This is a genomic window from Pseudomonas sp. HMSC066A08, assembly GCF_001813025.1.
Taxonomy (GTDB): Bacteria; Pseudomonadota; Gammaproteobacteria; order Pseudomonadales; family Pseudomonadaceae; genus Pseudomonas; species Pseudomonas aeruginosa.
This window is the reverse complement of the sequence record NZ_KV811360.1, coordinates 1-16,821: the sequence shown is the minus strand read 5'-3', so window position 1 is coordinate 16,821 and position 16,821 is coordinate 1. Positions and strand designations below refer to the sequence as shown.

14 protein-coding genes and 1 pseudogene are annotated in these 16,821 nt (G+C 65.0%); 5 read left to right on the top strand and 10 right to left on the bottom strand.

What is annotated here, in order from left to right:
* Nucleotides 1-27: 27 nt before the first annotated feature.
* Nucleotides 28-780, top strand: coding sequence for a hypothetical protein (locus tag HMPREF2886_RS27410; protein ID WP_033971825.1), 753 nt, complete (start codon nt 28-30; stop codon nt 778-780).
* Between the two features lie 19 nt (nt 781-799).
* Here HMPREF2886_RS27410 and HMPREF2886_RS27405 read toward each other — a convergent pair whose 3' ends face one another.
* Nucleotides 800-1,741 carry a phospholipase BipL gene (locus HMPREF2886_RS27405; RefSeq protein WP_033971827.1) on the bottom strand — a complete coding sequence of 314 codons (942 nt, stop codon included), beginning with the start codon at nt 1,739-1,741 and terminating at the stop codon, nt 800-802.
* Nucleotides 1,742-1,817: 76 nt separating this feature from the next.
* Here HMPREF2886_RS27405 and HMPREF2886_RS27400 point away from each other — a divergent pair, with 76 nt between their 5' ends.
* Both HMPREF2886_RS27400 and HMPREF2886_RS27395 read left to right on the top strand, forming a co-directional pair.
* On the top strand, nt 1,818-2,429 hold the full coding sequence (locus HMPREF2886_RS27400) for a DUF6436 domain-containing protein (protein ID WP_010793554.1): 612 nt from the start codon (nt 1,818-1,820) through the stop codon (nt 2,427-2,429).
* Nucleotides 2,430-2,533: 104 nt separating this feature from the next.
* Nucleotides 2,534-3,037: a transcriptional regulator gene (locus HMPREF2886_RS27395; protein ID WP_003110710.1), complete on the top strand. Its 504-nt coding sequence runs from the start codon at nt 2,534-2,536 to the stop codon at nt 3,035-3,037.
* Here HMPREF2886_RS27395 and HMPREF2886_RS27390 read toward each other — a convergent pair.
* The gene (locus HMPREF2886_RS27390; RefSeq protein ID WP_003110711.1) at nt 3,016-4,068 is read right to left on the bottom strand and encodes an AraC family transcriptional regulator; all 1,053 of its coding nucleotides are present in this window, start codon (nt 4,066-4,068) and stop codon (nt 3,016-3,018) included. The two genes, HMPREF2886_RS27395 and HMPREF2886_RS27390, sit on opposite strands and share 22 nt — an antisense overlap.
* A 110-nt stretch (nt 4,069-4,178) precedes the next feature.
* Here HMPREF2886_RS27390 and hacB point away from each other — a divergent pair, with 110 nt between their 5' ends.
* Nucleotides 4,179-6,566: an N-acylhomoserine lactone acylase HacB gene (hacB, locus tag HMPREF2886_RS27385; protein ID WP_033971828.1), complete on the top strand. Its 2,388-nt coding sequence runs from the start codon at nt 4,179-4,181 to the stop codon at nt 6,564-6,566.
* A gap of 197 nt (nt 6,567-6,763) precedes the next feature.
* Here hacB and HMPREF2886_RS27380 read toward each other — a convergent pair whose 3' ends face one another.
* From HMPREF2886_RS27380 to HMPREF2886_RS27345, 8 genes are all read right to left on the bottom strand, one after another.
* Nucleotides 6,764-7,633, bottom strand: a complete 870-nt coding sequence (locus tag HMPREF2886_RS27380) for an ABC transporter permease subunit (RefSeq protein WP_003084307.1) — start codon at nt 7,631-7,633, stop codon at nt 6,764-6,766.
* Nucleotides 7,634-7,715: 82 nt separating this feature from the next.
* Nucleotides 7,716-8,597, bottom strand: coding sequence for an ABC transporter permease subunit (locus tag HMPREF2886_RS27375; protein WP_003121722.1), 882 nt, complete (start codon nt 8,595-8,597; stop codon nt 7,716-7,718).
* Between the two features lie 26 nt (nt 8,598-8,623).
* Nucleotides 8,624-9,778 carry a polyamine ABC transporter ATP-binding protein gene (potA, locus tag HMPREF2886_RS27370; protein ID WP_003084303.1) on the bottom strand — a complete coding sequence of 385 codons (1,155 nt, stop codon included), beginning with the start codon at nt 9,776-9,778 and terminating at the stop codon, nt 8,624-8,626.
* A 54-nt stretch (nt 9,779-9,832) separates the two neighbouring features.
* A complete protein-coding gene (spuE, locus tag HMPREF2886_RS27365; protein WP_033971830.1) occupies nt 9,833-10,930 on the bottom strand; it encodes a spermidine-binding protein SpuE in 1,098 nt (365 codons plus the stop codon).
* Between the two features lie 418 nt (nt 10,931-11,348).
* Nucleotides 11,349-12,452: a putrescine-binding protein SpuD gene (gene spuD, locus HMPREF2886_RS27360; RefSeq protein WP_003084299.1), complete on the bottom strand. Its 1,104-nt coding sequence runs from the start codon at nt 12,450-12,452 to the stop codon at nt 11,349-11,351.
* Between the two features lie 115 nt (nt 12,453-12,567).
* Nucleotides 12,568-13,938, bottom strand: coding sequence for a putrescine--pyruvate aminotransferase (gene spuC / locus HMPREF2886_RS27355; protein ID WP_003084297.1), 1,371 nt, complete (start codon nt 13,936-13,938; stop codon nt 12,568-12,570).
* Between the two features lie 65 nt (nt 13,939-14,003).
* The gene (locus tag HMPREF2886_RS27350) at nt 14,004-15,362 is read right to left on the bottom strand and encodes a glutamine synthetase family protein (RefSeq protein ID WP_003084290.1); all 1,359 of its coding nucleotides are present in this window, start codon (nt 15,360-15,362) and stop codon (nt 14,004-14,006) included.
* 40 nt (nt 15,363-15,402) lie between these two features.
* Complete coding sequence (locus HMPREF2886_RS27345) at nt 15,403-16,155, bottom strand: gamma-glutamyl-gamma-aminobutyrate hydrolase family protein (RefSeq protein ID WP_003112938.1); 753 nt, start codon at nt 16,153-16,155, stop codon at nt 15,403-15,405.
* 278 nt (nt 16,156-16,433) lie between these two features.
* On the opposite strand from HMPREF2886_RS27345, the pseudogene HMPREF2886_RS27340 reads away from it, so the two are divergent.
* Nucleotides 16,434-16,821: pseudogene (locus HMPREF2886_RS27340) on the top strand (glutamine synthetase); the annotation flags it as partial.

Genomic DNA, 16,821 nt, shown 5'->3' with positions numbered 1-16,821 from the left:
GAGGCTTTCGCCGCCAAAGGAGTATCAATGCGCGCTTTGCTCGCCTTCGCTTTACTGCTGGTTGGTCTGCCCGCCCTGGCCGACCCTTATCAACGCCTGTACCAGGCCGCTGGCTGGCCCGACCAGCGCGCGCATTTCAGCGATGCCCTGGACGCGGCGCAGAAGCGCTACCAGGACAAGCTGCCGCCCGCGCTCTACCAGACCCTGGTGGACAACAGCAATCGCCGCTTCGCCCCGGCCGAAGTCGACCAGCGCGCCCTCAACGGCCTGCGCGAGAACCTGCCGGACAGCGCCAACCCGCTGAATTTCTTCGAGTCGCCGCTGGGGCGCAAGGTGGTCGCCGCCGAGGTGCTCGCCACCCGCCGCGACCAGTTGCTCCAGCACAGCAACGGCCTGCCGCGGCAGACCGCCAGCGAGCCACGCCGGGCCCTGGTCAAGCGCCTGGCCCAGGTCCTTCCGGCCCGAGAGGCCGGCGCGGAAGTCAGCCTGGCCCTGGCCGGGGTCGCGGCCGACAGCCTCAGCCAGATGCTTCCGGGCCTCCCCGGCCTGCTTGGCGGCGGACAGACCGGCCAATTGCTGGAAGGCCAGCGCCAGCGCCTGGTGCAGCAGATCGGCGCGGACCTGGAGAACACCCTGCTGTATGTCTACCGCGACCTCTCCGACGCGGAACTCACCCAGTACGTGAACTTCGCCGAGTCGCCGGCCGGTCGCAGCTACTACCAGGCGGCCCTGGCCGCGCTGAAAGCCGGCCTGGCGGTGGACCAGGCGGTCGCCCCCTGATCGCCGCGGGGCCTGGAACTCAGGCCCCCAGCGCGTCGCTCAGGAAATCGAAATAGCGCCGCCGCAGCCCCTCGCTTTCGTTCGCCAGGTGATGGCGCGCCTCTTCCAGCAACAGTATCCGCGGCTCGTCGAATTTCTCCCGCAGCACCTTAACGCCATGGCGCCAGTCCACCGTCTCGTCGGACTCGCCCTGCACCACCAGAGGGCTCAGGGCACGCCGAGGTGCCCGCTCGATGCGCGGCACCCAGCGGGTCAGCGCGCCGACCCAGGCGGTCGGCAGGGTGCGCGGCTGCAACGGATCGTGCTCGCGGAGGAAGTCGAGGAACTGCGGATCGCTGGAGTTCTCCGAGAAGCGCCGCGGGATCGAGTCGACGAAAGGGCTCAGCAGGCGGTAGCTGAGCTTCGACCAGCCCCAGGCGCGCGGGCGCACCAGCGGCGCCAGGAGAATCGTCTCGCCCAGCTCGGGACGTTCGCCGCCGTGCAGCAGGTAGTCCAGCAGGATCGCCCCACCGGTGCTCTGTCCGCAGAGGTGCCAGGGCGCCGCCAGGTCGAGTTCGGCAGCCTGGCCCAGCAGGCCCTTGAACACCGCCTGGTATTCGGCGAAGTCGCGGATGCTGGCCCGCTCGCCTTCGGACAGGCCATGCCCCGGCAGGTCGCAGGCGAGCACCGAGAAGCCCATGCCCAGCGCCCAGTCGACCACGTGCCGATACAGTCCCATGTGGTCGTAATAGCCATGCATCAGCAACAGGCTGCCGCGCGCTTCCGGCAGCAGCCAGGCCTGCACCGCCAGGCGGCGCCCGTCGACCGCCATGCTGCCGAGCCGCGCTTGCAGGCGCGGATGGCGGGAGCGCAGGTCCAGGCCGTAGTAGGCCTGGTAGGCGAGGACGGCGGCGTCCGCCTCGGCCGCGGCCAAGGGTCGCAGGTGCTGGCGCAGGTAATCGGGGTTGAAGGCTTCTGACATCGGCGGTTCCGGGCTGCAATCGATTCGTGGCCGGGCCACGGGCGAAACCCAGGGATATTCAGCTGCGCGCGAACACATGGCAAGCTTGGCACCCGTTTTCCGTGTGAATGCCATGACTCCCCGCCGCAAGACGCTCCTCGTCAGCCTGGTCGGCCTACTCTGGGCCGGCGGCCTGCTCGCCGCCTACTGGTGGTTCGAGATCCGCTACATCCGCCCGTTCAGCGAGCAGACCACCCTGTTCTCCGGCGACAGCCTGCGCCTGCCGGCCGAGCTGGCCGGGCCGGGGGCGATCCGCCTGGTGCATTTCTGGGACCCGGCCTGCCCCTGCAACGTCGGCAACCAGCAGCACCTCGGCGAGCTGATCGAACGCTTCGCCGGCAAGGGCGTGGAGTTCCATGTCCTGCAGAAGCCTGGCAGCCAGGGCCGCCTGCCGGACAACCTGGCCGCCCTGCGCCCCCTCGCCGGTCTGCCCGGTTCCGAGCAGTTGCCGGCCAGCCCGGCCGTGGCGATCTGGGACCGCGACGGCCGCCTGGCCTACTTCGGCCCCTATAGCGAGGGCGCGGTATGCACCTCCAGCAACAGCTTCATCGAACCGATCCTCGAAGCGCTGCTGCAGGGACGTCCGGTGGATGCCACCCATACCCTCGCCGTGGGTTGCTACTGCCCCTGGACCCCGGGAAAAGGCTGACCTGGCTCAACACCGGGCCTTCCGGAGGGGGCGCCGGAAGGCGTAGCGGCTACACTGCCCGGGTCGGCCCACGAAGGGCCGTTGCCGAACCAAGGAGTCGCTGCATGTCCCTACGTCCCACCCTCGCCCTGCTCGCCCTCGTCAGCCTGCCGCTGATGGCCGCCCAGAACGATCCTCAGCCCAGCAGCAAGGAACTGATGAAGGAGCACCAGGCGCAGATCCAGAACGACCTGGCCGACGTCGACTACAAGCGCAAGCGCATCGTCGAGGCCAACATGAACCTCACCGACCAGGAAGGCGAGAAGTTCTGGCCGATCTACAACACCTACCGCACCGAGTCGGACAAGCTCAGCAAGGAAACCCTCAGGCTCCTGCTCGACTACGCCCAGGCCTACAACAGCGGCAACGTCAGCGACGACCAGGCGAGCAAGCTGATCGAGCGTGTCGACGACCTCCAGGAGGACCGCCTGGAACTGCGCGACAAGTACGTCAAGCGCATCGCCAAGAACGTCTCGCCCAAGCGCGCCATGCGCTTCCTGCAGATCGAGATCCAGCTCGACGCCATCGCCACCCTGGAGATCGGCCGTCAGGTACCGCTGGTCGAGTAACCTTCTTCCCGCTTCGCCAGCCGCGCCCTGTATTGCTCCGGGGGCGCGGCGTGCCAGCGGCGAAAGGCCCGGTAGAACGGCGACAGCTCGGCGAACCCGCAAGCCTTGGCCACTTCGCGTATGGCGCGACCGGCCAACAGCATCTCGCTCGCCCGCTGCCGGCGAACCTCATCGCGAACCTGCCGGAAACTCGCCCCGCCAGCGGCCAGCGCACGCTGCAAGGCGCCGCTGCCAAGGCCCAGCTCCGCCGCGCACTGGCGCAAGCCATAGCCCTCCCCGAGGCGCAGTTCGATCAGGTAGCGCACGCGATTGAGCAAGCGGTTCTCGCTGAGTTCGCGGGTCTGTTCTTCCGCGTGGCGGGTCAGCACGCCATGCATGTCCGGATTGGCGTTGCGCGAAGGACGCCGCAGCAAGGCGGCGGAAAACACCAGGGCATCGTGCGGCCGCGAGAACAGCGGCAGCCTGCCGAACAACCGGCGGTGTTCGCCCAGCCGCGGCGGGGCTCGGTGGCGGAACTCGATGCGCTCGGCGACGAACTCGTCGTCGCTGATCAGCGCCAGCAGCTTGAGGAACAGCAGCATCAGGCATTCGATCTGCTGACGCAGCGAGGCATAACCCAGGTAGTTTATGTCGAGGATCAGCCTTGCCGTTTCCCCTTCGACCTCGAGGCGCGCGGCGAAACCGCCGGAGAGAATGTGCTGGAAACGCACGAAGCTGCGCAGCGCCTCCTCCAGGTCGCGCGCGGACAGCAGCAGGTAGCCGACCACATCGAGCAGGCGCGGCTTCATTGCCTCGCCCAGGTGCAGGCCGATGTCGGCATCGCCGGTCACCGCCGCCAGTTCGGTCCAGAACAACGGGGCGTTGTCATGCACCAGGCGGCCGCCCAGGGTCGGCGGCGGCAGCGGGATACGCCGGTAGACGCTGCGGTAGACGCGGGTGGGGTCGAGCCCGAGGGCGTCCAGGGCTTCATACAACAGACGCCGCAACGTGGCGGAATGGGTCAGGGGGCTGGTAGACGGGTCGTCCTGCATGGCGGCTCCTCGCGATTGACCAAAGACTTCCAGGGCCCGAGCCTTCGGTCAATGCCGTGGGCCGGCGGCATCCGCAGAATGCTCGGCACTACAACAAGGAGAAAGGATCGATGAAACGCACCCTGACCGTGATCGCCGTGGCGGTCGCCGCCGCGGCTGCCGGTGGCGCCTGGTACCTCCATGCCAAGCAGCCGCTCCGCAACGGCTCGCTCGCCCTGGCCCACCTGCAGGCGCCGGTCGACGTGCGCTACGACGAGCGCGGGGTTCCGCACCTGTATGCGCAGAACCAGACCGACCTCTACCGCGCCCTCGGCTACGTGCACGCCCAGGACCGCCTGTTCCAGATGGAAATGCTGCGGCGCCTGGCGCGCGGCGAGCTGGCCGAAGTGCTCGGCCCCAAGCTGGTGGATACCGACCGTCTGTTCCGCACCCTGCGCCTCCGCGACCACGCCGCCGAATACAGCGCCCGCCAGGACAAGCAGTCGCAGCCCTGGAAAGTGCTGGAGGCCTACCTGGACGGGGTCAACCAGTTCCAGGAAAACAACCCGGCGCCGCTCGAATTCGATCTGCTGGGCATACCCAGGCGTCCCTTCACCCCCGAAGACACCCTGAGCATCGCCGGCTACATGGCCTACAGCTTCGCCGCCGCCTTCCGCACCGAGCCGGTGCTGACCTACATCCGCGACGAACTGGGCAGCGACTACCTGCGCATCTTCGACCTCGACTGGCATCCGCAGGGCGTGCTGACGCCCTCCGGCGCACTGGGCGCCGGCGACTGGAAGGACCTTGGCGCCCTCGCCCGTCTCAGCCAGCAGGCCCTGGAGGACGCCGGCCTGCCGCAGTTCGAGGGCAGCAACGCCTGGGTCGTCGCCGGCAGCCGCACCGCCAGCGGCAAGCCCCTGCTGGCCGGCGATCCGCATATCCGCTTCGCCGCGCCGGCGGTATGGTACGAGGCCCAGTTGAGCGCGCCCGGCTTCGAGCTCTACGGCCACCACCAGGCGCTCAACCCCTTCGCCTCGCTGGGCCACAACCGTGCGTTCGGCTGGAGCCTGACGATGTTCCAGAACGACGACCTCGACCTGATCGCCGAGAAGGTCAACCCGGATAACCCCAACCAGGTCTGGTACCAAGGCAAATGGGTCGACCTGCAGAGCGAGGAGCAGGAAATCGCGGTCAAGGGCGCTGCGCCGGTGAAGCTCACCCTGCGCCGCTCGCCCCACGGTCCGATCGTCAACGACGCGCTCGGCGCCAGCTCCGGCAAGACCCCGATCGCCATGTGGTGGGCTTTCCTCGAGACCGAGAACCCGGTGCTCGACGCCTTCTACCAGCTGAATCGCGCCGATACCCTGGCCAAGGCCCGCGCGGCGGCCTCGAAGATCCATTCGCCGGGACTCAACCTGGTCTGGGCCAACGCCGCCGGCGATATCGGTTGGTGGGCCTCGGCGGCCCTGCCGAAGCGGCCGGAGGGGGTGAACCCGAGCTTCATCCTCGACGGCAGCAAGGGCGAGGCGGACAAGTCCGGCTTCTATCCGTTCGCCGACAACCCACAGGAGGAAAACCCGGCGCGCGGCTACATCGTCTCCGCCAATTTCCAGCCGGTCCCGGCCAATGGCCGGCCGATTCCCGGCTACTACAACCTGGCGGACCGCGGCCAGTGGCTGGATACCCAACTGGCCGACCGCGGCACCAAATGGAACCTGGACAACAGCCGCGCGCTGCAACTCGGCAATCGCACCGGCTACGCGCCGCGCCTGCTCGCCCCCTTGCTGCCGGTCCTGCGCGAGGTGGTCGACGACGCCGAAGGCAAGCGCCTGGTCGAGCAACTGGCGGCCTGGAAGGGCGACTACCCGGTCGACTCGACCGCCGCCACGCTGTTCAACCAGTTGCTGTTCCAGATTGCCGAGGGCGCCTTGCACGACGAACTGGGCGATGCCTTCTTCGACAGCCTGATCGCCACCCGCGCCATCGACAGTGCGCTGCCTCGGCTGGCTGCCGACGCCGACTCGCCCTGGTGGGACGACCGCCGCACAGAGCGCCGGGAAACCCGCGCGGATATCGTCAGGGCCGCCTGGAACGCCTCCCTCGCGCATCTGCGCGGCACCCTCGGCAACGACCCGTCCGGCTGGCTGTGGGGCAAGGCGCATACCCTGACCCACGAGCACGCCCTGGGCCAGCAAGCGCTGCTCAGGCGCATTCTCAACGTCGGCCCGTTCGCCGCCCCCGGCACCCACGAGGTGCCGAACAACCTGTCGGCGAAGATCGGCCCGGCCCCCTGGGCGGTCACCTACGGCCCATCGACACGGCGCCTGGTGGACTTCGCCGACCCGACCCACAGCCTCGGCATCAACCCGGTCGGGCAGAGCGGCGTGCCCTTCGACGGCCACTACGACGACCAGGCCGAGGCCTACATCGAGGGCCACTACCTGCCGCAGCACTACGAGGAAAACGAGGTGAAGGCGAACAGCAAGGGCGTGCTGGTGCTGGAACCGAAGCGCTGAGCCGGCCGGCGGAGCATCCGGCCGGCGTGGCGTAGGGCGAGTAACCGCATGGTGGTTGTCCGCCGGATACAACGGGATATCGGCGGATAACGCCTGGGGCGTTATTCACCCTACGGAGCGTAGCCAGGCATTTCCCGCCACCGACGCGCCAATGAAAAAGGCCACCCGCAGGTGGCCTTTTCTTTTCGGCGGAGGGCTCAGGCCGGGGTCGGCGAACCTTTCTGCCAGTCGGTCGCGGTCTCTTCCATCGCCTGCTGGATCGCCCGGCGACGCCGCTCCTCGGCCTGGCGGGTGAAGTACCAGGCGAAGAAGGTGAACAGCGAAACGCTCAGCAGGATCAGGCTGGCCACCGCGTTGATCTCCGGCTTCACGCCCAGGCGTACCGCCGAGAACACTTCCATCGGCAAGGTAGTCGAGCCGGGGCCAGAGACGAAGCTGGCCAGTACCAGGTCGTCCAGCGACAGGGCGAAGGACATCATGCCGCCCGCCGCCAGCGAGGGCGCGATCATCGGGATGGTGATCAGCAGGAACACCTTCCAGGGCTTGGCACCCAGGTCCATCGCCGCTTCCTCGATCGACAGGTCGAGTTCACGCAGGCGCGCCGACACCACCACCGCCACGTAGGACGAGCAGAAGCTGGTGTGGGCGATCCAGATGGTCACGATACCCCGCTCCTGCGGCCAGCCGATCAGTTGCGCCATGGCCACGAACAACAGCAGCAGCGACAGGCCGGTGATCACTTCCGGCATCACCAGCGGCGCGGTGACCATGCCGCCGAACAGCGTACGACCGCGGAAGCGCGGGATGCGGGTGAGGACGAAGGCCGCCAGGGTGCCGAGGAGCACCGAGGAGAACGCCGTATAGAAGGCGATCTCCAGGGAGCGGCCGACCGAACTGACCAGTTGGGTGTTGTCCAGCAGGCCGACGTACCACTTCACCGACCAGCCGCCCCACACCGTCACCAGCTTGGAGGCGTTGAACGAATAGATCACCAGGATCAGCATCGGCAGGTAGATGAAGAGCAGGCCGACGATCAGCATGACGTTGGAGAAATTCCAGCGCTTCATACCTTGCCCTCCAGTTCTTTGGCCACGCTTCTGGATGGAGAGCCTGTTGAACGGGATACGGAGCGGGATACGCTGTGCTGGCTCATACCTTGCCCTCCAGTTCTTTGGCCTGGTTCTTGTTGAACAGGATGATCGGGATGATCAGGATCGCCAGCATCACCACTGCCAGGGCGGACGCCACCGGCCAGTCGCGGTTGTTGAAGAACTCCTGCCAGAGCACCTTGCCGATCATCAGGGTCTCGGGGCCGCCGAGCAGTTCCGGGATGACGAACTCGCCCACCGCCGGGATGAACACCAGCATGCAGCCGGCGATGATGCCGTTCTTCGACAGCGGCACGGTGATCTTCCAGAAGCTGGTGAAGTTGCGCGCGCCCAGGTCGGAAGCGGCCTCCAGCAGGCTCGGGTCGTGCTTCACCAGGTTGGCGTAGAGCGGCAGGATCATGAACGGCAGGTAGGAATAGACGATGCCGATGTACACCGCGATGTTGGTGTTGAGGATGGTCAGCGGCTCGCTGATGAGCCCCAGCCCCATCAGTACGCTGTTGAGCAGTCCGTTGTTGGAAAGGATGCCCATCCAGGCATAGACCCGGATCAGGATCGCCGTCCAGGTCGGCATCATGATCAGCAGCAGCAGGACGGTCTGCGAGGACTGGCTGGAGCGGGCGATGGCGTAGGCCATCGGGTAGCCCACCAGCAGGCAGATCAGGGTACTGATGAAGGCCATCTTCAGCGAGCCGAGGTAGGCATCGATGTAGAGCGGGTCATCGGTCAGCATCAGGTAGTTGCCGAGGTTGAGGAGCACCTGCAACTGCTGGTCCGCGTAGGCGAAGATCTCGGTGTAGGGCGGGATGGCCACGTCCGCTTCCGCCAGGCTGATCTTCAGCACGATGGCGAAGGGCAGCAGGAAGAACAGGAAGAGCCACAGGAACGGCACCCCGATGACCGCATGCCGCCCGGTGGGCATGCGCTTTTTCAGGCTGTTGGCGAATTTCATGACTGCAGTACCACGCCGCTGTCGTCGTACCAGCTGATGTACACCGACTGGTCCCAGGTCGGCCGGGCGACGTGGCGCTCGGCGTTGGCCATGAAGGCCTGGACGATCATCCCGGAGGCCAGCTTGATGTAGTACACCGAGTGGCCGCCAAGGTAGGCGATGTCGTAGACGGTGCCCTGGGCCCAGTTGTGCCCGGCGTGTTCCAGGTTGTCCGGCTTCTGAGCGCTGATCATCACTTTTTCCGGCCGCAGCGCATAGGTGATGCGCTTGTCCTCGGCGCGGGTGCTGATGCCGTGGCCGATGTAGATCGGATTCTCCAACTGCGGACAGGCGATCACCGCATGGTCCTGCACGTCCTCCACCAGCACACCGTCGAACAGGTTGACGTTGCCGATGAACTCGCAGACCAGGCGGCTCGCCGGGGTCTCGTAGATGTCCATCGGGCTGCCGATCTGCTCGATGCAGCCCAGGTGCATGATGGCGATGCGCTGGGCCATCGTCATGGCCTCTTCCTGGTCGTGGGTCACCATCACGCAGGTCACGCCGACGCGCTCGATGATCTCCACCAGCTCCAGTTGCATCTGCGAGCGCAGCTTCTTGTCCAGCGCGCCCATCGGCTCGTCGAGCAGCAGCAGCTTCGGCCGCTTGGCCAGCGAACGGGCCAGGGCCACCCGCTGGCGCTGGCCGCCGGAGAGCTGGTGCGGCTTGCGCTTGGCGTACTGGGTCATGTGCACCAGCTTGAGCATCTCGGCCACGCGCTCGTCGATCTCGGCCTTGGGCAGGCCGTCCTGCTTGAGGCCGAAGGCGATGTTCTGCGCCACGCTCATGTGCGGGAACAGCGCATAGGACTGGAACATCATGTTGATCGGCCGCTCGTAGGGCGGCAGGTCGGTGATGTCCTGGCCATCGAGGAAGATCCGCCCCTCGGTGGGCCGCTCGAAACCGGCGAGCATGCGCAACAGGGTGGATTTACCCGAGCCGGAGCCGCCGAGCAGGGCGAAGATCTCGCCCTTGTTGATGGTCAGGGACACGGTGTCCACCGCCAGCGTCTCGTCGAACTGCTTGGTTACCCGGTCGATCTTTACCAGCACCTCTTTCGGCTGCTGGTTGCCCTCTAGGGCTTTCTTGTAGGCACCGGAGGCTATCGCCATTACCACAACTCCCAAGTCGTTGAGCCCGGTCACGCTACCGGGCGGAATTTGAACTTATTTGCCGGTCTTGATCCGGGTCCAGGTACGGGTCTGCAGACGCAGCACCTTGGCCGGCAACACGGCGGAAACGTAGAGCTTGTCGAGCACGGCCTGCGGCGGATACACCTCCTCGCTGTCGCTGACGCTCTTGTCCATCAGCGGGCGGGCCCCCGGTATCGCGTTGGCGTAGCCGACATAGTCGCTGACCTTGGCGATCACCTCCGGACGCAGCAGGTAGTCGATGAACGCGTAGGCGTTATCGGCGGCCTTGGCATCGGCGGGAATCGCCATCAGGTCGAACCACAGGTTGGCGCCTTCCTTGGGAATCACGTACTGGATGTCGATGCCCTTGCCGGCCTCTTCGGCGCGGGCAGCGGCCTGGAAGACGTCCCCGGAATAGCCGAAGGCGACGCAGATGTTGCCGTTGGCCAGGTCGGAGATGTACTTGGAGGAGTGGAAGTAGCTGACGTAGGGGCGAACCTTGGTCAGGACGTCCTCGGCCTTCTTGTAGTCCTTCGGGTCGTGGGTGTTGGGGTCCAGCCCCAGGTAGTTGAGGGCGGCGGGCAGCATCTCGTCGCCGCTGTCCATGAAGGCCACGCCGCACTTGGCGAGCTTCTTCATGTTCTCGGGCTCGAAGAGGATCGCCCAGGAGTCGATCGGCTGGTCGCCGAGGACTTCCTTGACCTTGGCCACGTTGTAACCGATGCCGTTGGTGCCCCACAGGTAGGGAACCGCGTACTGGTTGCCCGGGTCGCTGACCTCCAGTTGCTTGAGCAGCGCCGGATCGAGGTTCTTCCAGTTCGGCAGCTTGCTCTTGTCCAGCTTCTGGAAGGCACCGGCCTGGATCTGCTTGCCGAGGAAGTTGTTCGACGGCACCACGATGTCATAGCCGGAGTGGCCGGAGACCAGCTTGCCCTCGAGGGTCTCGTTGGAGTCGAAGACGTCGTAGCTGACGTCGATCCCGCTCTCCTTAGTGAAGTCCTTGAGGGTGGTGGGAGCGATGTAATCGGTCCAGTTATAGATGTGCAGGCTCTTCTTCTCCGCCTGCACGGGGCCCGCGATCGCCGTAGCCAGAGCGGCTACCAGCAGTGTCTTGCCAATGGAATGTTGCATGTCCGACTCCTGTTCCGGGCCTTTTCACGGCAGCACCCTGCCTGTTCGACCCGTGTTCTTCAAGTGCCGATGTAAGCCCAGATCACTCGGGTTTCATGACAACCCGACGATTCCGCCGGGAAACATGAGTGAGCTGGGTTCCCTACCGACGTGTTGGTTTCAGGTTTTCCGGGCCCTCGGCCCCGGTGCGAGCGACACGACCGGCCCCGGCGCGGCAGATTGGCGCAGCGCCCATGGCAGCGTCTTCGTCGTCGATACTGCGTCCGGTCGTCGGGCCCCCAGGAGGAAGCGTCTGGACGAACGGGCAAAAGAGTCGAACCTCTTCGCAGGGGAGCGTGGCCGGAGGAAGCCCGGCCGCGTTCCGGTTCTCTCGTGCCGGAGCGCCGGCGGCTTCACGCGCCGCCGGGCTCCTCGCGGATCACTTGCCGGACTTGATCTTGGTCCAGCTGCGGGTCATCGCCCGCTGGGTCTTGGCCGGCAGGTCGGGGAAGGTATACAGCTTCTTCATGACCTCTTCGCTCGGGTAGATGCCCGGGTCGTTGCGGATCGCCTCGGACACCAGCGGGGTGGCCGCCGCATTGCCGTTGGGGAACTGAACCACGTCGGTGATCTCGGCCATGATTTCCGGCTTCATCAGGAAGTTGACGAAGGCCAGGGCGCCCTCGGTGTTCTCGGCGTCCTTGGGAATGGCGACCATGTCGAAGAAGCTGCCGGCGCCTTCCTTGGGAATGTTGTACTTGACGGTGACCTTGTTCTTCGCCTCTTCGGCGCGGGACTTGGCCTGGTAGATGTCGCCGGAGTAGCCGATGGCGACGCAGATGTTGCCGTTGGCCAGGTCGGAAATGTACTTCGACGAGTGGAAGTAGGTGACGTAGGGACGGATCTTCAGGAACAGCTCTTCGGCCGCCTTGAGTTCCTTGGGATTGTCGGTGTCCGGCTTGTAGCCGAGATAGTGCAGGGCCGCCGGAAGGATCTCGGTCGGCGAGTCGAGGAAGCTGACGCCGCACTGCTTCAGCTTCTGGATGTTCTCCGGCTTGAATACCAGGTCCCAGGAATCCACCGGCGCGTTGTCGCCGAAGGCCGCCTTGACCTTGTCCGGGTTGTAGCCGATGCCGATGGTGCCCCACATGTAGGGAATCGCATGCTCGTTGCCCGGGTCGCTGACTTCCAGGGTGTGCATCAGGTCCTTGTTCAGGTTCTTCCAGTTCGGCAGCTTGGACTTGTCGAGTTTCTGGTAGACCCCGGCCTTGATCTGCTTGGCGAGGAAGGAGTTGGACGGCACCACCACGTCGTACCCGGACTTGCCCGCCAGCAACTTGGCTTCCAGCACTTCGTTGCTGTCGTAGACGTCGTAGACGACCTTGATCCCGGTTTCCTTGGTGAACTTCTCCAGGGTGTCCGGCGCGATGTAGTCGGACCAGTTGTAGACGTGCAGCACCTTGTTGTCCGCAGCCTGCGCCATACCGGCCACAGAGCCCGCCAAGGTCAGGGCGAGCAGGGTCTTACCGAAACGTTTCATCATGCGGGGTAGCTCCATTTTTGTTGAAGTATCCGGGCGGTGGCGCAACCGATCGCGTCACCACCCGGTGAGCCTGGCCAACGCACTGGCGCAGTCTGGCAAAAGTCCGCTCAGGGACTCAAGCCAGGACGGCGGCGGCGGTCTGATCGAGGCACTTGCGCGCCAGGGTGATCAACTCATCGATCTGCGACGGATCGATCACCAGCGGCGGCGAGATAATCATAGTGTCGCCCACCGCGCGCATGATCAAACCGTTGCGGAAACAATGTTCCCGGCACAGCATCCCGACGCCCTTGTCGGTGAAACGCTCGCGGGTCTTCTTGTTCTTGACCAGCTCCAGGGCGGCGACCATGCCGACCCCGCGCGCTTCGCCCACCAACGGGTGGTCGGCCAGCTCCTGCCAGCGTTTCTGCAAATACGGTGCCGTTTCCGCCTTCACCTTCTCGATGATCTTCTCTTCGCGCAGGATGCGGATGTTCTCCAGGGCCACGGCGGCCGCCACCGGGTGACCGGAATAGGTGAAGCCGTGGTAGAACTCGCCGCCCTGGTTGAGCACTTCGACGATCTCGTCGCGCACCACCACCCCGCCCATGGGGATGTAGCCGGAGGTGAGGCCCTTGGCGATCGGCATCAGGTCCGGGGCGTTGCCGTAGTACTGGCTGCCGAACCACTCGCCGGTACGACCGAAGCCGCAGATCACTTCGTCGGCGATGAACAGGATGTCGTACTTGGCGAGGATCTCGCGGATCTTCGGCCAGTAGGTGTCCGGCGGGACGATCACGCCGCCGGCGCCCTGGATCGGCTCGGCGATGAAGGCGGCGACGTTTTCCTCGCCCACTTCGAGAATCTTCTTCTCCAGCTGCTCGGCGGCCCAGACGCCGAACTCGTCCGGCGACATGTCGCCGCCCTCGCCGTACCAGTAGGGCTGGGCGATGTGGACGATACCCGGGATGGGGAAATCGCCCTGCTCATGCAGCGCCTTCATGCCGCCCAGGCTGACGCCGGCGACGGTGGAGCCGTGGTAGCCGTTCCAGCGGCCGATCACCACTTTCTTCTGCGGCTGGCCCTTGGTCGCCCAATAGTGGCGGACCATGCGCAGCACGGTGTCGTTGGCCTCGGAACCGGAGCCGGTGAAGAACACGTGGTTCATGCCTTCCGGAGCGACGTCGGCGATCGCCTTGGCCAGCTCGACCACCGGCGGGTGGGCGGTCTGGAAGAACAGGTTGTAGAACGGCAACTCGCGCATCTGCCGGGTGGCGGCCTGGACCAGCTCCTCGCGGCCGTAGCCGACGTTGACGCACCAGAGGCCGGCCATCGCATCGAGGATCTTGTTGCCCTCGCTGTCCCAGATATAGACGCCTTCGGCCTTGGTGATGATCCGCGCGCCCTTCTCGTTCAACTGCTTGTAGTCGGTGAACGGCGGCAGATGGTGGTCGCGGCTCAACGCCTGCCACTCACGGGTCTTGGCGTTGGTGATTTGGCTGTTCATGTCACACCTCTTCTATTCAAGACTGTCCGGGAGCGGCGGACCACGCCGGCCGCCCCCGGTCAGGATCAAACGGAAAGCAGGAGGAATTCCCGCTCCCAGGAGCTGATAACCCGCTTGAAATTCTCGTGCTCCGCACGCTTCACCGCGACGTAGCCGCTGATGAACTTGCTGCCGAGATACTGCTCGAGGGGCTTGCAGTTCTCCATGCGCTCCAGCGCCGCTTCGATCGTCAGCGGCAGGCGCAGGTTACGGCGTTCATAGCCGCGACCTTTGACCTGGGCGCTCGGCTTGATGCCTTCGACCATGCCGATGTAGCCGCACAGCAGGCTGGCAGCCAGCGCCAGGTAAGGGTTGGCGTCGGCGCCGGCGAGACGGTTTTCGACCCGGCGGTTCTCCGGGCTGGAATCCGGCACGCGCAGGCCGACGGTACGGTTCTCTTCGCCCCACTCGACGTTCACCGGCGCCGAGGTATCGGGCAGGAAGCGGCGGAACGAGTTCACGTTGGGCGCGAACAGCGGCAGCACTTCCGGGATGAACTTCTGCAGGCCGCCGATATGGTGCAGGAACAGCTCGCTCATGGTGCCGTCGGCATTGGAGAAGATGTTCTTGCCGGTCTTCACGTCGACGATGCTCTGGTGCAGGTGCATCGCGCTGCCCGGCTCGCCGGTCATCGGCTTGGCCATGAAGGTCGCGGCGACGTTGTGCTTGAGCGCGGCCTCGCGCATGGTGCGCTTGAACACCAGGATCTGGTCGGCCAGGTCGAGGGCGTCGCCATGACGGAAGTTGATCTCCATCTGCGCGGTGCCTTCCTCGTGGATCAGCGTATCCAGGTCAAGGCCCTGGGCCTCGCACCAGTCGTACATGTCCTCGAACAGCGGGTCGAACTCGTTGGCGGCGTCGATGGAGAACGACTGACGCCCGGTTTCCTGGCGTCCGGAGCGGCCCACCGGGGCCTGCAACGGATAGTCGGGGTCGTCGCTGCGCTTGGTCAGGTAGAACTCCATCTCTGGCGCCACGATCGGCCGCCAGCCCTTGTCGGCATACATCTTCAACACGCGCTTGAGGATGTTGCGCGGCGACAGCTCGATGGGATTGCCGAGCTTGTCGAAGGTGTCGTGGATCACCATCGCGGTGGGCTCGATGGCCCAGGGGACGAGGAACACGGCATTCTCGTCCGGGCGGCAGACCATATCGATGTCGGCCGGGTCGAGCAGGTCGTAGTAAATGTCGTCTTCCACGTAGTCGCCGGTGACGGTCTGCAGCAGAACGCTCTCCGGCAGGCGCATGCCCTTTTCCGCGATGAATTTGTTGGTCGGCGAGATCTTGCCGCGGGCGATGCCTGTCAGATCGGAAATCAGGCATTCCACTTCGGTGATCTTGCGTTCCTTCAGCCAGCTGGTCAGCTGGTCTAACTTGGTAGTCATAAAGACCTCAGGGTTGAGAGTCCGGCCCCAACAGCCGGACTCAACGTTGCCCCGCCCTCTTGCTGCAGGCCTTACCGAAAGCCTGGAAGATAGCGAGATAGTTGGGGTTCGTCAGAACCTGCCACTCCGGGTGCCATTGCACACCAAGAGCGAAGGCTTTTGCACCTTCTACGGAGATGGCTTCGACCAACCCGTCAGGCGCCAGTGCTTCTACTCGAAGGCCCGGCGCCAGACGATCAACGCCCTGGCCATGGATGGAATTGACCTGGAACTCGCTCGGCAAGCCGATGCCGGCGAGCACTCCGCCCGGCTGCACATGCATGGCATGGCGCGGCGCGTACTGAACCTCGAGCGGCTGGTCGGCCGGCTCGCGGTGGTCCATGAAGGTTCCGACCTCATGCACCTTCTGGTGCAGGCTGCCGCCGAAAGCCACGTTCATTTCCTGGAAACCGCGGCAGATGCCGAGGACCGGAATACCGGCGTCGATGGCGGCGCGGACCAGCGGCAACGTGGTGGCGTCGCGGTCGGAGTCGTGGAGAGTGCCGGGCTCACTCGCCGGTCCACTATAATGACGGGGCTCGACGTTCGACGGCGAGCCAGTGAAGAGCAAGCCGTCGACGCTGTCCAGCAGGGCTGCCTGGTCGATCGACTCGCCCAGCGCAGGAATGATCAGCGGGAGACCGCCAGCGCCGTTGACGACGGCACGCAGATATTTGTCGCCGGCAATGTGGTAGGGATGAAGACCGATCTGCTTGGTGCAGGCGGTGACGCCGATTAACGGCAGGCGAGACATGAGACACCCGTTGTTTGTAGATGTTATGGGGTTTGGCCGAGCTTAGCGTTGTTCATTTTTTTACACAATAGGCCTGTAAAAAATTGAACACGCACTCCTGAACACCCTTCGACGCGAGGTTTTTTTCGGCTTTTCGTCCGGCGAAAATGCCCTGAAAACGGCCTCAACGCCCCACAAGAGGGCGTTTTTGGCGGCTATTGACATCCCACAGGCTTTCGGATTGACTCATAGCCTACCCCCCGCATGATTGAAATTTTTAACAAAAAAGGTGTTGCATCATGTCGGTACCCCAGCGTGCCGTTCAGCTCACTGAACCGAGCGAGTTCCTCAAGGAACATCCCGAGGTCCAGTTCGTCGACCTCCTTATTGCAGACATGAATGGCGTGGTTCGCGGCAAGCGGATCGAACGCAACAGTCTGAACAAAGTCTTCGAAAAAGGTATCAATCTCCCCGCATCCCTGTTCGCCCTCGATATCACCGGCTCCACCGTAGAGAGTACCGGCCTGGGTCTCGACATCGGCGACGCCGACCGGATCTGCTACCCGATCCCCGGCACCCTCTCCATGGAACCCTGGCAGAAGCGCCCGACCGCGCAGTTGCTGATGACCATGCACGAACTGGAAGGCGAGCCGTTCTTCGCCGACCCCCGCGAAGTCCTGCGCCAGG